15 protein-coding genes are annotated in these 17,001 nt (G+C 61.7%); 4 read left to right on the top strand and 11 right to left on the bottom strand.

Features of this window, described 5'->3' with window-relative positions; genetic code table 11:
• On the bottom strand, positions 1 to 689 hold a 689-nt coding region (locus EK23_RS20395; protein ID WP_045227250.1), incomplete at its 3' end, for an NAD(P)/FAD-dependent oxidoreductase.
• 646 nt (positions 690 to 1,335) lie between these two features.
• On the opposite strand from EK23_RS20395, the gene EK23_RS20390 reads away from it, so the two are divergent.
• The 4 genes from EK23_RS20390 to EK23_RS20380 all read left to right on the top strand — a co-directional run bounded on the left by EK23_RS20390 (position 1,336) and on the right by EK23_RS20380 (position 9,054).
• On the top strand, positions 1,336 to 4,779 hold the full coding sequence (locus EK23_RS20390) for a sensor domain-containing phosphodiesterase (protein WP_045227249.1): 3,444 nt from the start codon (positions 1,336 to 1,338) through the stop codon (positions 4,777 to 4,779).
• Positions 4,780 to 5,148: 369 nt separating this feature from the next.
• The gene (locus tag EK23_RS20385; RefSeq protein ID WP_235282238.1) at positions 5,149 to 7,248 is read left to right on the top strand and encodes a TonB-dependent receptor; all 2,100 of its coding nucleotides are present in this window, start codon (positions 5,149 to 5,151) and stop codon (positions 7,246 to 7,248) included.
• Between the two features lie 96 nt (positions 7,249 to 7,344).
• The gene (locus EK23_RS23530; protein WP_145998766.1) at positions 7,345 to 7,464 is read left to right on the top strand and encodes a GTP-binding protein; all 120 of its coding nucleotides are present in this window, start codon (positions 7,345 to 7,347) and stop codon (positions 7,462 to 7,464) included.
• 192 nt (positions 7,465 to 7,656) lie between these two features.
• Positions 7,657 to 9,054: an alkaline phosphatase PhoX gene (locus EK23_RS20380; protein ID WP_045227248.1), complete on the top strand. Its 1,398-nt coding sequence runs from the start codon at positions 7,657 to 7,659 to the stop codon at positions 9,052 to 9,054.
• A gap of 107 nt (positions 9,055 to 9,161) precedes the next feature.
• Here the strand turns inward: EK23_RS20380 and EK23_RS24375 are convergent, their stop codons facing one another.
• From EK23_RS24375 to EK23_RS20330, 10 genes are all read right to left on the bottom strand, one after another.
• A complete protein-coding gene (locus EK23_RS24375; RefSeq protein WP_045227247.1) occupies positions 9,162 to 9,380 on the bottom strand; it encodes a GDCCVxC domain-containing (seleno)protein in 219 nt (72 codons plus the stop codon).
• Positions 9,377 to 10,450 carry an ACR3 family arsenite efflux transporter gene (gene arsB / locus EK23_RS20370; protein WP_045227252.1) on the bottom strand — a complete coding sequence of 358 codons (1,074 nt, stop codon included), beginning with the start codon at positions 10,448 to 10,450 and terminating at the stop codon, positions 9,377 to 9,379. The genes EK23_RS24375 and arsB overlap by 4 nt, the downstream gene beginning before the upstream one ends.
• Before the next feature lie 20 nt (positions 10,451 to 10,470).
• The gene (locus tag EK23_RS20365; protein WP_045227246.1) at positions 10,471 to 10,947 is read right to left on the bottom strand and encodes an arsenate reductase ArsC; all 477 of its coding nucleotides are present in this window, start codon (positions 10,945 to 10,947) and stop codon (positions 10,471 to 10,473) included.
• Positions 10,948 to 11,013: 66 nt separating this feature from the next.
• Positions 11,014 to 12,786, bottom strand: coding sequence for an arsenical pump-driving ATPase (arsA, locus tag EK23_RS20360; RefSeq protein ID WP_045227245.1), 1,773 nt, complete (start codon positions 12,784 to 12,786; stop codon positions 11,014 to 11,016).
• Between the two features lie 15 nt (positions 12,787 to 12,801).
• Positions 12,802 to 13,164 carry an arsenite efflux transporter metallochaperone ArsD gene (gene arsD / locus EK23_RS20355; RefSeq protein ID WP_045227244.1) on the bottom strand — a complete coding sequence of 121 codons (363 nt, stop codon included), beginning with the start codon at positions 13,162 to 13,164 and terminating at the stop codon, positions 12,802 to 12,804.
• A gap of 44 nt (positions 13,165 to 13,208) precedes the next feature.
• Positions 13,209 to 13,427 carry a hypothetical protein gene (locus tag EK23_RS20350; protein ID WP_045227243.1) on the bottom strand — a complete coding sequence of 73 codons (219 nt, stop codon included), beginning with the start codon at positions 13,425 to 13,427 and terminating at the stop codon, positions 13,209 to 13,211.
• Positions 13,424 to 13,765 (bottom strand): ArsR/SmtB family transcription factor, encoded by a 342-nt coding sequence (locus tag EK23_RS20345; RefSeq protein ID WP_045227242.1) that lies wholly within the window; start codon positions 13,763 to 13,765, stop codon positions 13,424 to 13,426. Before EK23_RS20345 ends, EK23_RS20350 begins: the two co-directional genes overlap by 4 nt.
• Positions 13,766 to 13,828: 63 nt before the next feature.
• The gene (locus EK23_RS20340) at positions 13,829 to 14,500 is read right to left on the bottom strand and encodes a hypothetical protein (protein WP_052808406.1); all 672 of its coding nucleotides are present in this window, start codon (positions 14,498 to 14,500) and stop codon (positions 13,829 to 13,831) included.
• Positions 14,501 to 14,588: 88 nt separating this feature from the next.
• Complete coding sequence (locus EK23_RS20335; RefSeq protein WP_045227241.1) at positions 14,589 to 16,388, bottom strand: putative porin; 1,800 nt, start codon at positions 16,386 to 16,388, stop codon at positions 14,589 to 14,591.
• A 33-nt stretch (positions 16,389 to 16,421) separates the two neighbouring features.
• A partial coding sequence (locus tag EK23_RS20330) for an energy transducer TonB family protein (RefSeq protein WP_045227240.1) occupies positions 16,422 to 17,001 on the bottom strand: 580 nt, incomplete at its 5' end.

The raw sequence follows: 17,001 nt of genomic DNA, 5'->3' as shown, positions 1-17,001 counted from the left end.
TCGACCTTGTCCACCTTGGCGTTGCAGATCCAGTCGATATGCTTGTTGCGCAACTCGCTCTCCAGCAGGCCACGGGTGTCGCCCACCCCGCCCAGGCCCAGATGGCCGATGTAGGGCTCGGAGGTGACATAGGTCATCTTCACCTTGTCGCGGATCTTGCGCTTGCGCAAATCCGTCTCGGCGATGAACAGGTATTCGTAGGCCGGGCCGAAGCAGGACGCGCCCTGCACCGCACCGATGATGATCGGCCCCGGATCCTTGACGAAGCCCTCCCAGAATTCGCCCGAAGGTCCCGCGTGGTCCACATGGCAGACCGACTGGGTATGCCCTTCCGGCCCCAGGCCCGGAATCTCGTCGAAGGCCAGCTTGGGGCCGGTGGCGATGATCAGGTAGTCGTAAGCCACCGCGTTGCCGTCGGCCAGTTCCACCTGGCTCTGCTCCGGGTGGATGCGCGTCACCTTCTGCTGGATGAAGGTGATCTTTTTCTTCTTGAACACCGGCGCCAGTTCCACCTTGATGTCGTCGGGCTTGCGCCAGTTCACCGCCACCCAGGGGTTGGACGGCACGAAATGGAAGGTCGGGGTGTCGGCGATAACCACCACCTCGTCTTCCTTGCGCGCGTTCTCCTTCATCTCGAAGGCCATGGGGATGCCGCCGATACCGGCACCGATGATCACGATTTTTGCCATTGGCTTTTCCTCTGGTTTTTTAGTTTTGCGACCGGACAGGCATTCCTAAGCACTTTTCGGCTTCCGCTGCAGGGCCGTGTTCGACCCCGGGTCAGTGCGTCGAAAACCAGGTGTGGCCATTCCGGGCTGGGCAGATTGCTTTGCAATCAACACTTGTAGTGTGGTCAATTGCCATGCCAACTATCTCAACCCAATAAGAGTTAAATATTTCAATAACTTTTAATACTCTGCGATTTCTCCACGCTTCGGACAGCCGGACTGGATGAAACATGTGGAGACAATCTGAAACATCTAGCCGGCATTTTTGAAACAGCCGGGGCGAGACCCTGGACATTGACCAAAGACTGACTAAACGCCCCGCCTGGCGCTATTTTTACGCGGCGCTGAGCGGCTGGCAGGGCAGATTCACGCGCGTTGACAGGGCATCAGCCTAACCCTAATCTTCTTACGTAGAATTACTCATCAAGCGCGACTTCCGGCGCAGAATCGCTGGCTGGCATTGCGCCGCCCACGCCCCCCGGTAGGGCAGGGGCACGCGTAATCCGATGAACTTGTTCCTCGCCCATTCCACCCGCTTCCCCCGCCTATGGCTGCGAAAACTCTAACCGTGCCCAAGTTCTCCGGGCACCTGTGGTCGACGGCAGGAATGTTCCTTATATTCGCCCTGGCCTTCGCCGCTTATGTCTATTCGGAGAAGCAGATCGACCGCGCCCACCAACAACGGTTGCATTCCTTCCGCCTGGCCGAAGAACTGAGGCACACGTCGAACGACCTGACACGTATGGCGCGTAGCTATGTGCTGACCGGCGAACCGCGCTACAGGCACTATTACGATGAAATTCTCGCCATCCGTGATGGCAAGCGCCCACGGCCAGGCCGCAACGAGGAGATCTACTGGGACCAGATCCTGGCCAATCCCGGGCTGGAGCGATCAGAAGGGCCACCGGTTCCCTTGCTGCAGATGATCCGGAATGCCAGCTTCAGCGCGGAGGAACTGGCGCTCCTGGAAAAGGCCAAGTCCCTGTCCGACGAACTGACCCGCATCGAACTCTCCGCGATGGAGGCGGCTGACACCGCTGGATCCAGCACTCCTGAGGCGCGCCTGCGGGCCGGCTTACGGCTTCAGGATGACGCGTACTACAAGGCGAAGGCCGCGATCATGGACGCCATCGACCGCTGCAGCCAACTGGCGGATGAGCGTACCCGGTCCCTGGTCAAGTCCGCAGAGCATTGGGCGATCACGCTGTGCCTCGTCGTCATCCTCTGTGTCAGCCTCTTCCTGCTGAGCCTGTGGCGTGCCTACAGCAGCCTGCGGCGGATCCTGGGTGCACCGGTGGAAACCATCTATCGCGGCATAGTCCACTTGGGCAGCGGAGATTTCGCCAAACCCATCGTAGTCCACGACTCATCGCGCGACAGCATTCAAGCCTGGATTGCCGAAACCCACGAAAAGCTGGCCCGCCTGGAGCAGGCACGTTACCGGGCCGAGATCCAGACCCGGCGCGTGAACCAGTTGTATGCGGCGCTAAGCCAGTTCAATCAGGCCATCGTGCGAAGTTCCAGCGAGGTGGAACTGTTTACCCGAATCTGCCGGGATGCCGTGCTCAATGGCGGCATGCGTTGCGCCTGGGTGGGAATGCTCGACCCGACCGGGAGCAAGCTGCTCCCGGTCGCCGCCTATGGCGACAGCGCCGACCTTCTCCTTCAGCGCGAGTTGGGCCTGGAAACTGAGCGACGGCAAACGACAACTCTGTCTGCCGTTAGGCATGGCAAGCCCTGCTGGTCGCAGGATGCGTCGAACGATGCCGATCCCCTCTCGTGCTGCGAGAACTTGCCCGGTTGCAACTGGAAATCCTGCGCGGCGCTGCCTCTGCACCGGGAAGGACGAATCGTGGGCGCCGTGACCTTATACTCTGGCGAAAGCGAGGCCTTCGATAGTGAAGAGCGCGCCCTGCTGTCGGAGATGGCGGAAGACCTGGACTTTGCCCTCGACAACTTCGCGCGAGCGGAGAGGGCCCGCCAGACCCAGATGGAACTGGCCGAGTCCCGTAATCTGCTGAAGACCGTCATCGACACAGCGCCGACGCGGATCTTCTGGAAAGACAGGGATTCGCGCTACCTGGGCGCCAACCCGCTGTTCGCAAGGGATGCCGGGTTTTTGTGCCCGGAGGACCTGATCGGCCAAGATGATTTTCAACTGGCATGGCGGGACCAGGCCGCGCAATACCTTGCCGACGACCGCGAAGTGATGGAGACCGGCGTACCCAAGCTTTCATTTGGCGAACGTCAGACCACGCCGGAAGGCAGGATCATCTGGATCAAGACGTGCAAGGTGCCCCTTCGTGACGCCAACGGCAACGCGGTGGGCGTACTGGGCATCTATCAGGACATCACCGAGGAGAAGCGGACTGAGGCAGCCCTTCGGCGCAGCCAGACTTTTCTGGAGCGCGCTCAGGCCGTCGCCAAGATAGGCAGCTGGTATCTGGAAATCGCACACGGCAAACTGGAGTGGTCGGAAGAGACTTACCGCATGTTTGGCATCCCGCCGAACCAGGCGCTGACCTATGAGGCTTTTCTGGAAAAAGTCCATCCCGAGGATCGCGCCTTGGTCGATAGCGCCTGGCAGGCCGCGCTGCGGGGGGAATCGCCCTACCACGTGGAACACCGCATCCTAGTGGGGACTGAGACCCGCTGGGTGGAAGAGCGGGTCGAGTTGGAGTTCGACGAGTCCGGACACTGCATCGCCGGCATCGGGACGGTGCAGGACATCACCGAAAGGAAGCAGCACGAGGAACGCATCAACTTCCTTGCCAACTACGACGGCCTGACCGGCCTACCCAATCGTCTGAAGTTGGATGAGCACCTGCGCAATGCGCTGAGCCTAGCCAGACGCAATCAGGACAGCCTGGCCCTGATGTTCCTGGACCTGGACCATTTCAAGGACATCAACGATACCCTGGGTCATCGCGTAGGCGACGCCTTGCTGGTGCGACTGGCGCAGCGCCTGCGCGAAATTCTCCGCCAGGAAGATATCCTGGCCCGCCTCGGCGGAGATGAATTCATCCTGCTTCTTCCCGCTACCGACGCCCTCGGCGCCACCCAGGTGGCACAGAAGATTCAACAGGCCTTCGCGGAGAATTTTTTCATCGACCCCTACAAGCTCACACTTTCCGCCTCCATCGGCATCGCCTTGTACCCGGAGGACGGCACCGACATGGAAGCCCTGTTCAAGAACGCCGATACCGCCATGTACCGCGCCAAACAGGAAGGCCGCCGCGCGTTCCGCTTTTTCACCGAGGAGATGCAGGCGGATGTGCTGCGCAAACTGCAGATCATCAATGGGCTACGCGATGCGGAACGCAACGCGGAATTGAGCCTGGTGTTTCAGCCGCAGATCGCCCTGCCCGATCGAACCGTCATCGGCTGCGAGGCCCTGCTTCGCTGGAACCACCGTGACCTGGGCCCCGTTCCGCCAGGCGAGTTTATCCCCATCGCCGAGGAGAGCGGCCTCATTCTCGGCATCGGCGAATGGGTTCTGCGACACTCCGCACGCCAGGCACGAATCTGGCGGGATGCGGGGCTGCCACCCCTGATCGTCTCGGTGAACCTGTCCTTCGGCCAGTTGCGTCATGGTGACTTGGCGGAATTGGTCACCCGTATCCTGGAAGAGGAGAGCGTGCCACCCGAATGGCTGGAACTGGAACTGACCGAGGGCGTCGCCATGACCAACCCACAGGCCTCCATCGAGACCATGGACCTTTTGAATCAGTTGGGAGTTCGCCTCGCCATCGACGACTTCGGGACCGGCTATTCCTCCCTGAGCTATCTCAAGAAGTTCAAGATACGCAAGCTCAAGATCGACCAGTCCTTCGTGCGCGATATCGGCATCGACCCGGATGACCGCGCCATCGTCGGCGCCATCATTCAAATGGCGCAGCGTCTGGGCCTGCAGACTGTGGCCGAAGGGGTTGAAACCGCGGAACAGCTCAGCTACCTCCTGGCCCAGGGCTGCACAGGCGTTCAGGGCTACCTCTTCAGCAGACCAGTGCCCGCGGAACAGTTCGCGTCCTTCGTGCAAACGCCCCGCTAAGCTTGCCTGATTCCTAACTCTCCCAAGAACATCGCCGCAAGGGGTCAGACGTTGTTCACAAGCCAGCTATGTTATAGTATAACTTTTAATACAGGCTCGGGATCCACATTTTAGGCGTGCCGAGGTAGCGCTCGTATGCCAGGTGCGCCTTCCAGGGTTCCACTTGCCTTCCGCGGAATCTGATCACAGGGAATGTGCCGTGGTGAGACAATCAGTGGCTGTGCTTGGCGAATCGGCCCTACCGATCGGCGACGATCTTACGCATCGGGAATGACTTGTCTCGGGGAGCCACCGGCGCCGCTTGATCTAGAGTGACGCATCCCCAGCCAATTACGATATAACATTTTTATCACATCAATGGATGCAAACTTGATCGAATCCCGAGCCCTGGCTGCGGCCGTGCTAGCCTGCCTGGCCTTGCACTCGGCGAAAGCAGCCGAGCAGGCCACGGAACTGGAAACGGTGGTGGTGACGGCCCCGCTGCGCGATAAAGTCTCCGATTCGGCCATGCCCGTCACCGTGCTGAAGGGCGAGGAACTGCAGCTCAAAATGGGCCGCAGCATCGGCGAGACGCTCAAGCTCGAGCAGGGCATGTCCAGTCAGTCCTTCGGCCCCGGCGTCGGCACCCCGGTGATTCGCGGACAGACAGGACCCCGGGTGCGGGTCTTGGCCAACGGCATTGGCGCCAACGACGCCTCGGCCATCAGCCCAGATCACGCCACCAGCATCGAACCCACCCTGGCGGAGCGCATCGAGGTCCTGCGCGGTCCCGCCACCCTGCTCTACGGCAGCGGTGCCATCGGCGGCGTGGTCAATGTCATTGACAACCGTATTCCCGGATTCCGCCCGGACAAGCTGCTGGGCGGAGCCGTGGAGCAGCGCTACGACTCGGTGGCCGACGAAAAGACCACCGCGCTCAAGTTCGAGGGTGGCAAGGATCAGTTCGCCTACCACCTCGACGGCTTCTACCGGGAGCGCAACAACATGGATATCGGCGGCCGCGCCATCGACGTGGACGCAGTTCGGGTCAGCGACCCGACCCTGGACGTGGTAAACAACCCGCAAGGCGTCCTGCCCAACACCTGGGGCCACACCATCAGCGGCTCCGCCGGCCTCTCGTGGGTGGGCGATCCGGGGTTTGCCGGCGCCTCCTACAACCGCCTGGAGAACAATTACGGCGTGCCGGACGATGGTACCGGCAAGGAAACCGTCCGTATCGACCTGCGCCAGAACAAATACGATTTCAAGAGCGAACTCAACGACCCCTTCCCCTTCGCCAAGCTGATACGCTCGCGCCTGGGCTACACCGATTATCAGCACACGGAGATCGCCAATGGCGAGAAGGGCGCCTTCTTCAGCAATGAAACCTTCGAGGGCCGGCTGGAGCTTACCCATCAGGACATCGGCCCGGTACGCGGCGTGGTGGGCTTTCAGGCCCAGTCCAGCGATTTCTTCGGTGAACATTACCACCATCACAAGGACGAAGGAGGTGGGGAAGACCATGCCGGAGAGGAGGAACACGTGGAAGTCGAGGTTCTGGTGCCGCGCTCGCTGATCCAGAGCTTCAGCGTGTTCGGCGTGGAATCCCTGGACCTAGGGCCTGTCACCTATCAACTCGGCTTACGCGTCGAACAGACCAGCATCGATCCCAAGAGCGGCCCGAGTTTCGACTACACGCCGGTGTCGGCCTCGGCATCGGCCAGTTGGAAAATCGACGACAGCAACCGTCTGAACCTCGCCATCACCCGTTCCTCGCGCGCGCCACAGGTGCAGGAACTGCTCTCCAACGGCTTCCATCACGCGACCCGCAGTTTCGAGCGGGGCGATACCTCGCTCACCGAGGAAACCTCCTACAACCTGGATCTGGGCTACCGCTTCAATGCATCGTGGATGCGGGCCGAGGTGGACCTGTTCCATAACTGGGCCAACCACTACATCTACCTCCGGCGCACCGGCGAGTTTGTCAACGAGCATGGCGAGCCCTGCTTGGGCAACGAGGAGTGCGCCCCGTTGGTCGTCTCCTCGCAGGGCGACGCGACCTTCAAGGGATATGAAGCGAAGCTGATCTTTCCGCTGATGGAAACATCCTATGGTCTGCTGGACATGACCCTGTTCAGCGACTACACCCGCGGCGAGTTCGCCCAGGGCGGCGACGTTCCGCGCATGCCGCCGCTGCGCTATGGGGTCCAGTTCGACTACACGCTGGACGAGCTTTCCAGCTATGTGCGCTATACCCGAGCCGACTCGCAGCCCTACGCCGGCGACTTCGAATCCAAGACCGACGGCTACAACCTGCTCAATGTCGGCGTCGACTATCAGGTACAGGCTTATCAGGACGCCAAGCTCATGGTCTTCGCCAAGGGCAACAACCTGCTCAACGAGAACATCAGGAACTCCACCTCGTACCTGCGTAATTTCGCGCCCGAACCCGGCCGTGGCGCCGAAGTGGGGATACGCATCACCTATTGAACCGAACGGCGACTATCGCCGCGGGATACCAGCGTAACGAGCGATCAGCCGCATGCGAAAGATAACGGCAACCTCATGGAACCCATGTTCCCATAGATGCTCCCGGTCACGGTACTCTGCGGCATTCGTGGCAGCGGCAAGACCACCCTGCTAAACCGACTGTTGCAATCAACGCCCCATCAGGCAGCCCTGAGGTTGGAAGACCGCATGTCATAGGCGCCGCCTAAAAAGCCACAGCACGGGTTGTCAAACAACCATAACGCCCCTGTCACACAGCTTTTACACAGCGGCTCTACTTTAGCGGGGCCCAGTCAGATCAGTCCATGACCGGATGACCTATGCTCGCCCCCGGTTGGCGCCGGGGCCGCTTATTCCACTCAAGAATCAAAAATGACCCGGAGCTACACGATGAACCCCTCTTTTCCACGCAGAGAGCTGGCTATTGCCATTGGCCTGCTGCTGGCAGGCTCCACGGCCTTCGCCGCTGAAACCCGCTTCGACAAATTCACTCCGCTGGCGGCCTCTGCTGGCCCGACTTTGGATGAATCCACGCCGGTCACTCTGAGCAGCCCAAATTTCACCCAGAAATCCATCGGCGAACGCCAGGCTCAGCTCGCCGCCGGCATTCCCAACAGCGGCAACTGGGACATGCTGACCCTGAACGAGACCGGCAAGGACAAAGGCCGTTACCTGTTTACCGTGTTCGAAACCGGCCAGGCCGGCGTGCAGCGGTATGACCGCAAGACCGGCAAGACCGAAACGCTTTGGTTCAGCCCGGCAGCCGGCGCCCATGTCTCCTTTGACGCCTCCTACTGGACACCCTGGGGCACTCTCATCACCGCCGAGGAAAGCTGGAGCACCAACCCGGCCGGCGCCACCAGCCCCTACGGCCGCTTGTTCGAGCTGAAGAATCCCACCAATGCCCCGGGCATCAAAGAGCCCTTTAACGCCGCCAGCAACGACGGCGCTGATTTCGTGCACCAGAACGTGATCCCGCGCACCTCCCACGAGGGCATCCAGTTCGACGGTGACGGCAACATGTATTTCATCGACGAGTTGAACGGCGGCTGCATCTACAAGTACACGCCCAAGGCCCGCATGATCGACGTACTGCGCGGCAAGGCTGATTACTTCGCCGCCGGGCAGACCTTCGTGCTGCGCGTGGGCGATGGCCTGACGCCCAACGCCACCGGCGCCTACGAGTGGGTGCCTATCACCGACCAGGAGGGTAACGGCCTGCCCGGCGCCCTGGTCATCACCGACACCAACGGTGTGACCTCCGTGGACGGCCGCAACACCACCGATCTGCCCGCATTCAAGGGTACTGACTATCAGCGTCCGGAAGACCTGCAGATCCAGGTGGTCAAGGGTCGCGAGTACCTCTACGTGGCAACCACCACGACCCACGAGGTGTACCGGATGGATCTAAAGAATCAGAAGATCTCGGTTTTCGCCAACCGCAACACCCTGGATCTGGCCAGCGGTCTGGCCATCGGCGCTGCCTTGACTAACCCGGACAACCTGGCCATCGACGCCGAGGGCAATATCTACGTCGTGGAGGATCAGCCAGGCGGCGTTAACGACGACATCTGGTTCGCCAAGGACCGGAACCAGGATGGCGACCTGACCGATCCGGGTGAAGGCCTGGCCCGCTGGGCGTCCAATGGCACCGTCGGTTCCGAGTTCACCGGCCTCTACTTTGATCCCTTCAACCCGAACCGCGCCTGGGTCAACATCCAGCATCCGGACAGTGCAAACGACCGCACCATAGAAATCAAGGCGATGGAGCCAGGCGAAGACCGCTAATCAAGTAAGCGAAGAGAGCGCAGGGACGCGCCAACCCATACGAGTCAATCTCCTAACCCCTTCGACCACCGCAATTCCACGAATTGCGGTGGTCTTTTTCTATGCGCTCACGAGCGGCAACAACCCGCGGCCTGCTGCACTGGCGGACATTTCACCGAACCAAAGGAGCAGAAGACGCAGCAGTCACCCGGAAGAGGCTTGAGAAGCGTTTTGCAGGCGGTGCATTCATAGTAGAACTGGCAGGCATCGGTGGGCATGATCTCACGTCGGGCGTGACCGCAATGCGGGCAGGTCAGCACCGATTCCAGTATCGGCTCCTCCGTCATGGGCGCCGCTCCGGGAACCAGCCGCGGGTGGCGTTGCACGCGGAACACACCGAGAGCATGACCGGCACTTCCACCAGCACGCCCACTACCGTGGCCAGGGCCGCGCCGGATTCCGGCCCGAACAGCGTGATTGCCGTCGCCACCGCCAATTCAAAGAAGTTGCTGGCGCCGATCAGGGCGCCGGGCGCGGCCACCGCATACTCGACCTTGAACAGCCGCATCAATCCGTACACCAGCCCGGCATTGAAATACACCTGGATCAGGATGGGCACGGCAATCAGGCCCACATGCAGCCAGCGCGTGGTCAGGTTATCGGCCTGGAAAGCAAAGATCAGCACCAGGGTGAGCAGCAGCGCGCTAATGGCAACCGGGTGCAGGCGCGGCAGGAAAGCCTGCTCGAACCATGCGCGGCCCTTGAGACCCAACAGCAGCTTTCGGGTCAGGACGCCGGCGCTCAGGGGAATCGCGATGAACACGATCACCGACCACAGCAATACGTCGAAAGGTACTTCCAGGCCCGAGGCACCGGAAACCAGATACTTCACGATCGGGGCAAACGCCGCCAGCATGATCAGGTCGTTGACCGCCACCTGCACCAAGGTGTAGGCAGGATCGCCGTCGGTCAAATAACTCCAGACGAACACCATGGCGGTGCAGGGCGCGGCCGCCAGGATGATCACGCCTGCGGTGTACTGATCTGCCGCTTCCGCTCCGATAATGGGCAGGAACAGATACCGGAAAAACACCCAGCCTAGCAGCGCCATGCTGAAGGGCTTCACCAGCCAGTTGACGAACAGGGTCACCAGCAGGCCCTTGGGGTTTCGGCCCACCTCCAGCACCGAGCCGAAATCCACTTTCAGCATCATGGGGTAGATCATCAGCCAGATCAGCCCGGCGATAGGCAGGTTGATGTGGGAGATCTCCACAGTGCGCAGCGCCGCGACGGGCTCGGGGAGAAGCTTTCCGATCAGTACCCCGACCCCCATGCAAAGCGCCACCCAGACTGTGAGATAACGGTCGAACAGGCTCATGCGCTTGGCAGCCGGCGTGATGTTCTGTAGAGTGCTCATCACAAAATTCTCCTTGAAGCTCAATCGGATTCGCGGCCGATGCGGTTCAGCGCTTCAGCCAACTCGGCTTTGGACAGGGTGTCCGCAGGCAGGTCCAGCAGCCGCCTGATGCGCCGCTCCAGAGCGGCATAAGTGGCCTCGAAGGCGGCCTCGATTTTTTCCGGCGGTCCCTCCACATGGGCCGGGTCAGGCAGCCCCCAGTGGCCGCGCACCGCCGAACCCAGGTAAACTGGACAGGTTTCTCCATCAGCGGATGCACATACGGTGATGAGAATGTCGATGTTCGCATCCGCGAACTCATCCCAGGATTGGCTCCGGTAGCCTTCGGTGGGAAGTCCGTGGCGGGCCAGGGTGGCCAGGGCATGTGGATTAACCTTGCCCACGGGATGGCTGCCGGCGCTAAAGGCCTTGAACCGGCCCTGACCCAGGTGGTTGATCAGGGCCTCGCCAAGTATGCTGCGGCAGGAGTTGCCGGTGCAGAGCACCAGCACGTTCATCGGTGTTCGATTCACTTCATTTCCCTTCGGATGGGTTTCGAGAACAGGCTGCTTTGAGCCGCCATTTCAGTCGGTGGCGGATTCAATCGTCATTCCAACCAGGACCTGAAGTCGCGCAGCGCCGACCGGTTCCTCCGGCTGCAGCGCGACCACCGCATAGCGCGCGGCATGACGGGTCGCCACCGCCTCGATCTGCGCCAGTTCGTTGCTGGCGCGCTGCCGCAACAACGGCGAACGGGTGCGCCCTGCCGCGAGGCTCTGATTGATGACCCAGGCCCAGGGTTCAATCCCCGCGCGCCGCAGATCGTCCTGAAGATGGGCGGCCTCCAGAACCGGCGTCGATTCCGCCAGAGTGACGATCAGCACCTTGGTCCGCTTCGGGTCCTGCAGACGCATCATGGGCGTGGTGAAATGCTGGCCTGTGCTCATCTGGCGGGCCACCTCGCGGTGATAGGCACCGGTGGCGTCGAGAAGCAGCAGGGTATGGCCGGTGGGGGCCGTGTCCATCACCACAAACTTTTGCCCGGCTTCGCGGATGATGCGGGAAAAGGCCTGGAACACCGCGATTTCCTCGGTGCAGGGCGAACGCAGGTCCTCTTCCAGCAAGGCGCGGCCTTGGGCGTCGAGGTCCTTGCCCTTGGTTTCCAGCACGTGGGCCCGGTAGCGCTCGGTTTCGACCCGCGGATCGATCCGGCTCACCGACAGATGCTCGACGCTGTCAGGCAGGGTCTCGCCCAGATGCGCGGCCGGGTCCGAGGTGCTGAGATGCACCGGCAACCCGCGCCGCGCCAGCCCCAGCGCGATGGCCGCGGCGAGCGTGGTTTTGCCGACGCCGCCCTTGCCCATCAGCATCACCAGGCCGTGGCCATCGGCGGCGATCGCATCCAGAAGGTCGCTCAGCCCGGGGACTTGCGGCAGCGCACTGCCAGCCTGGGAAGAAGGGATCGCGTCCTCACCCTCCGCGAAGAAGCGCCTTAGCACGTCGACCCCCATCAGGTCCCGGGACTTGAGTGCGAGTCGATCCTGGGGGAGTGTGCGCAAGGACTCGGGGATTCCGGTCAGCGCGGCTTGCTCCCGCGCCACGATGGCGGCGGCCAGTCGATCGTCCTCCGCCTCGCTGGCGGGGAGGATGCCATTGATCACCAGAAACTGCTCGCGAAGACCGATGGCCGCCAGTTCTTCGTGAGTGCGCGCCACTTCGCCAAGGCTTGCGCGCTGCGCGCGCGCCACCAGGATCAAGCGTGTGCGGCTGCGGTCGGCCAGAGCTCCCAGCGCCGCCTTGTACTGTGTGCGTTGCTTTTCCAGCCCGGCGAGAGGACCGAGGCAGGAAGCATCGCCCTTGCCTTCCTCCAGGAAGCCGCTCCACGCGCCCGGAAGCTGCAGCAGGCGAATGGTATGCCCTGTAGGCGCGGTGTCGAACACGATATGTTCATAGCCCGCCACCCGCTCCGAGTCGGTCAAAAGCTCGGTAAACTCGTCGAATGCCGCAATCTCTGTGGTACAGGCACCGGAGAGTTGCTCCTCGATGCCCCGTACCACTGACTCGGGTAGGAGACCCCGCACCGGACCGACAATGCGATCACGATAGCCCTGGGCCGCCGCCTGAGGGTCGATTTCCAGCGCATCCAGCCCCTTGACGGCCTCTATGGGGCAGATGACCGGGCCGATGCTGGCGCCGAACACCTGCCCCACGTTGGAGGCCGGGTCGGTGCTGACCAGCAGTACGCACTTGCCGGTCTCCGCGAGCCGAATCGCTGTGGCACAGGCTATGGAGGTCTTGCCGACCCCGCCCTTGCCGGTGAAGAACAGGTAACGTGGCGGCGCATCCAAGAATCGCATGGCTGGACGTCCGGATCAGCAGCAGCGGCTGCCCTTGCAACAACCGCCGCCCGTGAGCGCTTCCGTCGCTGGCGGCTCGATGCCTGCCCAGCGCGCCAGTTCGCCGCGATTGGGATAGCGGCCCGCAAGCGCCACCTCGCCGTCCAGAAGCACCAGCGGCAGGCCCTCCGGGCCAGACCGTTCGAGGTAGCTTTTGACCACGGCGTTTTCCGCAAAGGCCAGGGGTTGCTGAGCCAGGTTGTAGCGATCGATCGAGGCGCCGTTCTGCTTCGCCCAGTCCACGTCGGCAGCGAAGTTCACCAGACTCTGATCGACTTCGGTGCCGCAAACACCGGTGGAGCAGCACAAGGCAGGGTCAAAAATTTCAAGTTTTTTCATGGCAATATCTCGTTTTTGGAGCCAATACGGCAGTGCTTGGGTATTCATATGCTGCCAATCTCGCGAACCTGTCGCTGCAAAGCGAGGCGTTCGAGACTGGCGTGGTTCAAGCTGACAAACAGGCTGATGCGCCTTTCCAGCAGGACGAAGGCGCGAGAAAACGCCAGTTGCAACTCCTCCTCTGGCGCGGCGGCCTCAGCCAGGATGCTGCGGGCGGAATTGCCGGTACAGAGGAACAGCACATTGAAAACCCGGTCGTTCATGTCAGAACCTCTTCGTCGGGGCAACAGGTGGACACCGCGCTTGCTTCGCAGGGCTGACCTCCGCAGCAGTTTTCCGTGAGGTAAGCAAGCAGGGCGTTCATAGCCTGGAAGTCGGCGGCGTAATACAGAAAGCGGCCTTCCTGCCGCACCGACACCAGATCCGCGCGGGCCAGTTCCTTTAAATGGAAGGACAGTGAGGAGGGAACGAGCCCAAGGCTCTCGCTGATTTTGCCCGCGGCAAGCCCTTCGGGCCCTGCCTGGACCAGCAGGCGAAAAATGGCGAGACGGGTTTCCTGCGCCAGGGCGGTGAGGGATCGTACGGCGGTTCTCGTTTCCATATTTCGAATATTATCGAACTATGGAAATAAAACAAGCCGGCCCTTGCGGGCGGCTGCTTTCAACTATTCCCCGTCGTCCTCGGCGGCGGCTTCCTCAGCCGGTGAGGGTTCCTGTTCCGCTTTCCCTCGAGACTGGCTCTCCGGCTCACGCCAAGGCGTCACCTTGAGATCCTCCAGCTTGAAGCGGAAATCCTGTGCCGCATTTTCTTCGGCCACCGAAGCAAAGCCCGTGAAAGGCTCATCCTTCAGCACGGTCCAGATTCCCTTGTCCTTGTATTTCTCCATCAATTCCTTGTTGGCGCTCAGCATCTGCGCGTTCTTGTCCCCGCAGGCCTTGATCCACTGGCTGCGTTCGTTGACCGCTTGCACCAGAAGGGCGTTGTCCTGGCGAAATCGACCCAGTTCCTGCTGGGTTGCCCTCAGCTTGCCACTCAGGGACTCGAAGCGCCTGGCTTCGGAACCCAGACGGCCCTGCAACTGCTCATTGTTGCTGTGCAAACCGTCGATCGCCGCTTTCTGCTGCCGCACCTGGTCTTGCAGGCCTTCCAGGTCCTTGACCTGGCCATTGAGCTTGTCCACCTGTTCCTGCAAGGCGGCTTTCTCGGCCTGCAGGCTAGTGACCGTTGCCGTCAGGTCCCGCAGCATGCCTTGCGCCTTGCGCAGGGCCTGGGCAGAGGCGTCGGGCTTCTTAGCCTCCGCGAAGCCTGCTTCCGGAAGCAGGGTGAAAAGCACCATAAACCCGAAAATTCGAATGAACCCGGTAGTCCCACTCCACCATCGAGTTGCGGCAGTTACGCTAGACACGTGCGGTACTCCCCCTAGCTCAGAAGCGGGCATTCAGGTCCACCAGCAGCAGGTCCACATCCAGCGGCGGGCCATCGATGGACGAGGTCGACATCCAGCGGGCGGTTAGCCAGGTGTTGGTCAGCAGGCCATAGCTGGCGCCGAAGATCCAGCCCTGCGCATCGGTGCCGGCAAGGTGGAAATTGGAGTCGGTGAAGGCATCCAGCACAGCATCACGCTCGAGATACTTGTACGCCAGGAACATGCCCCAGTCGTTTAGCTTCTTCATTTCCGGATAACCCACGTCGAAGCGCACCTGGAAGGCGTTGGTGCGCGGCTTTAGATCGCCATAGTTGACGATGCCGGCCAGCCCTCCCACCGGTGCGGCCCGCTGCAGGATCTGCTGCTCGTCGAAACCCAGGTTCTTGGTGTACTCCGCCGTCAGGCTCAGGTGAATGGGGTCGAAGCGAACAAAGTCATACGTCGCCGTGATGTTGAGCAATTGGAAATTGGACGCCAGGCCCACCCGGCAAATATCGTTGGCACAGCCGAAGGGGTCGTTGGCCCCATTGCGGATGGCCATCAGCGTATTGCCCTTGGTGAAGAACTCGGGCGCCGTCCAGTCGGTATCCACGTCCGAGTTGAACTGGCGCGGCTGCGCCTGGGTATTGCGGTAGTCATAGTAGGCGATGCCCGCCTTCAGGCGCGACTGGTCCTGGAATTGCCAATCTGCGCCGGTCTGCACACCCCAGAACCATTTGTCGTGGGAGCTGAGTTGCACCTCCTGCAGCGGAAACGCGCCCACTGTCAGGAAAAGACTGTTGGGCTGGGTGACGCCGTAATTGATCTGACGGAACTGCGGGCCCGATCTGAAATAATCGTTCTTGAGGGGGATCTGCTCGCCAATGGGCAGCCGGAATGTGCCGGCCAGTCCTTCGAAGCTCAGGTCGGAATCGAACACGTTGTCCGTGGCCAGCCAGGGATTGCCGAAGCGCCCGCCCCACACGGTGAACCAGTTGGTCTTGTCCTCGGTGATGTGGTCGTACTCCACGAAAGCACGGTCCAGGGCCAGTTCGTATTGCCGGCCGTACTGACCCAGGGTCTGGTTGACGGAAATCGGGCTGCGGTCGTTGCTGGTGGCCAAGCGCACGCCCGCCTTGAAGTTGTCGGCGATCTGGGCTTCCAGGGCAAGCCGCATGCGCATGCGGTAGCGCTCGCGGTCATGGGTGGTGTTGAAGTAGGCGTTGGGGCCCAAATCGGTGAAGCTGTCGTCCTTGTTGACCGCCGGCCAGTCGATGTAACTGAACTCCTGGTTGTCGTCGCCAAAGAAATCGCCCTCTCCGCGCAGACGCATGTCACCGGACAACTTGAAGCGATTCACCCAGTCCGGCAGGGCCGCCGGTATGCCCCATTTCTCTTCCTTGGCCTGGGCCTTGACCTCCTTGACCACGTCCTTCGTCAGCTCGGCGCGCACCTCGTTGCGGATCTCTTCCTTGACGAAGGCCGGCACGTAGGTCACGCGCACCGTTCCAGGCGGCGGCGTCTTCCCGCCCTTGGCCGCGACCGCGCCGCCCGCCGCAGATCCAGTCGCAGTGCTTGCCGCGGCAGCCTTCTCTTCCTTCTGACGCTCTTCGGCGGCTTCTTTCTCGGCTTTGCTTTCCGCGGACTCGACCATTTTCTTGGCCTTGCTCTTGTCCAGGATGCCTTGCTCCACCAACATGTCGATGAGGTTCAGGGTGGTGTTGCGCAACTTTAGCAACTCGGCCTTCTCATCGGCAACAGCCGGCGACGCCAGCACGCAAGCCACCACGGCAGCGATCGCCTTACGATCTGCTTTCATTAAAAATCACCAGTGCTTGGATAGTTTTTGGATTTAGGATCGGATGCGCACTTTCACGGGCTGCGGCATGTTTTCCGGCGGCTCGTTTAAACGGACGCGCAGGTGAGCGAGCGCTTCGCGCAGGGCCTCGTCCACCTCGACGACGCCGCTCCCGGAGGCCAGTTCGGCACGGCTGATGCCACCGTCGCGGCCCACCCAGATGTTGGCAATCACCGAATAGCGTTTGCCTCGCGCCTTCTCGCCGAGTGACTTCTGCAGCGCGTCGGCCACCTCGCGCTGGAGGTGCTGGCCATAGAAGATCACGGCGTTGCCACCGCCGCCGCCGATCAAGCCGCGACCGCCCTTCTTACCCATCAGTCCGAAGGCATCGCCGCCGGCGCCGCCCTCGGCATCCACGCCCAGGTCTTCGCTCGGAGGGGCTTCTTCCGCCTCGGGTTGCTCCGGTTCTGGCTCAGGTTCCGGCTCCTCGATCTTCTCGGGCTCAGGCTCTGGCTCCGGCGGTTTTTGTTCCGGCGGCGGGGGCGGTGGTGGCGGCGGCGGCTGGATCACGGTGATCTGCTGCACCTGTTTCTTGGCCTGCGCCGGCTTCTCGAACAAGCCTTGCAGCAGGTAC

The sequence above is a fragment of the Methyloterricola oryzae genome (assembly GCF_000934725.1).
In the GTDB taxonomy this organism is placed as follows: Bacteria; Pseudomonadota; Gammaproteobacteria; order Methylococcales; family Methylococcaceae; genus Methyloterricola; species Methyloterricola oryzae.
Note: the sequence above shows the minus strand (reverse complement) of the source record. Positions and strands in the feature narration are given on the sequence as shown.

Excerpts from the sequence above, each read along its gene's own strand:
- EK23_RS20390 (WP_045227249.1), top strand. The coding sequence starts at position 1,336 with ATGTTCCTTATATTCGCCCTGGCCTTCGCCGCTTATGTCTATTCGGAG.
- EK23_RS23530 (WP_145998766.1), top strand. The coding sequence starts at position 7,345 with ATGCTCCCGGTCACGGTACTCTGCGGCATTCGTGGCAGCGGCAAGACC.
- EK23_RS20380 (WP_045227248.1), top strand. The coding sequence starts at position 7,657 with ATGAACCCCTCTTTTCCACGCAGAGAGCTGGCTATTGCCATTGGCCTG.
- EK23_RS24375 (WP_045227247.1), bottom strand. The coding sequence starts at position 9,380 with ATGACGGAGGAGCCGATACTGGAATCGGTGCTGACCTGCCCGCATTGC.
- arsB (WP_045227252.1), bottom strand. The coding sequence starts at position 10,450 with ATGAGCACTCTACAGAACATCACGCCGGCTGCCAAGCGCATGAGCCTG.
- EK23_RS20365 (WP_045227246.1), bottom strand. The coding sequence starts at position 10,947 with ATGAACGTGCTGGTGCTCTGCACCGGCAACTCCTGCCGCAGCATACTT.
- arsA (WP_045227245.1), bottom strand. The coding sequence starts at position 12,786 with ATGCGATTCTTGGATGCGCCGCCACGTTACCTGTTCTTCACCGGCAAG.
- arsD (WP_045227244.1), bottom strand. The coding sequence starts at position 13,164 with ATGAAAAAACTTGAAATTTTTGACCCTGCCTTGTGCTGCTCCACCGGT.
- EK23_RS20350 (WP_045227243.1), bottom strand. The coding sequence starts at position 13,427 with ATGAACGACCGGGTTTTCAATGTGCTGTTCCTCTGTACCGGCAATTCC.
- EK23_RS20345 (WP_045227242.1), bottom strand. The coding sequence starts at position 13,765 with ATGGAAACGAGAACCGCCGTACGATCCCTCACCGCCCTGGCGCAGGAA.
- EK23_RS20340 (WP_052808406.1), bottom strand. The coding sequence starts at position 14,500 with ATGGTGCTTTTCACCCTGCTTCCGGAAGCAGGCTTCGCGGAGGCTAAG.
- EK23_RS20335 (WP_045227241.1), bottom strand. The coding sequence starts at position 16,388 with ATGAAAGCAGATCGTAAGGCGATCGCTGCCGTGGTGGCTTGCGTGCTG.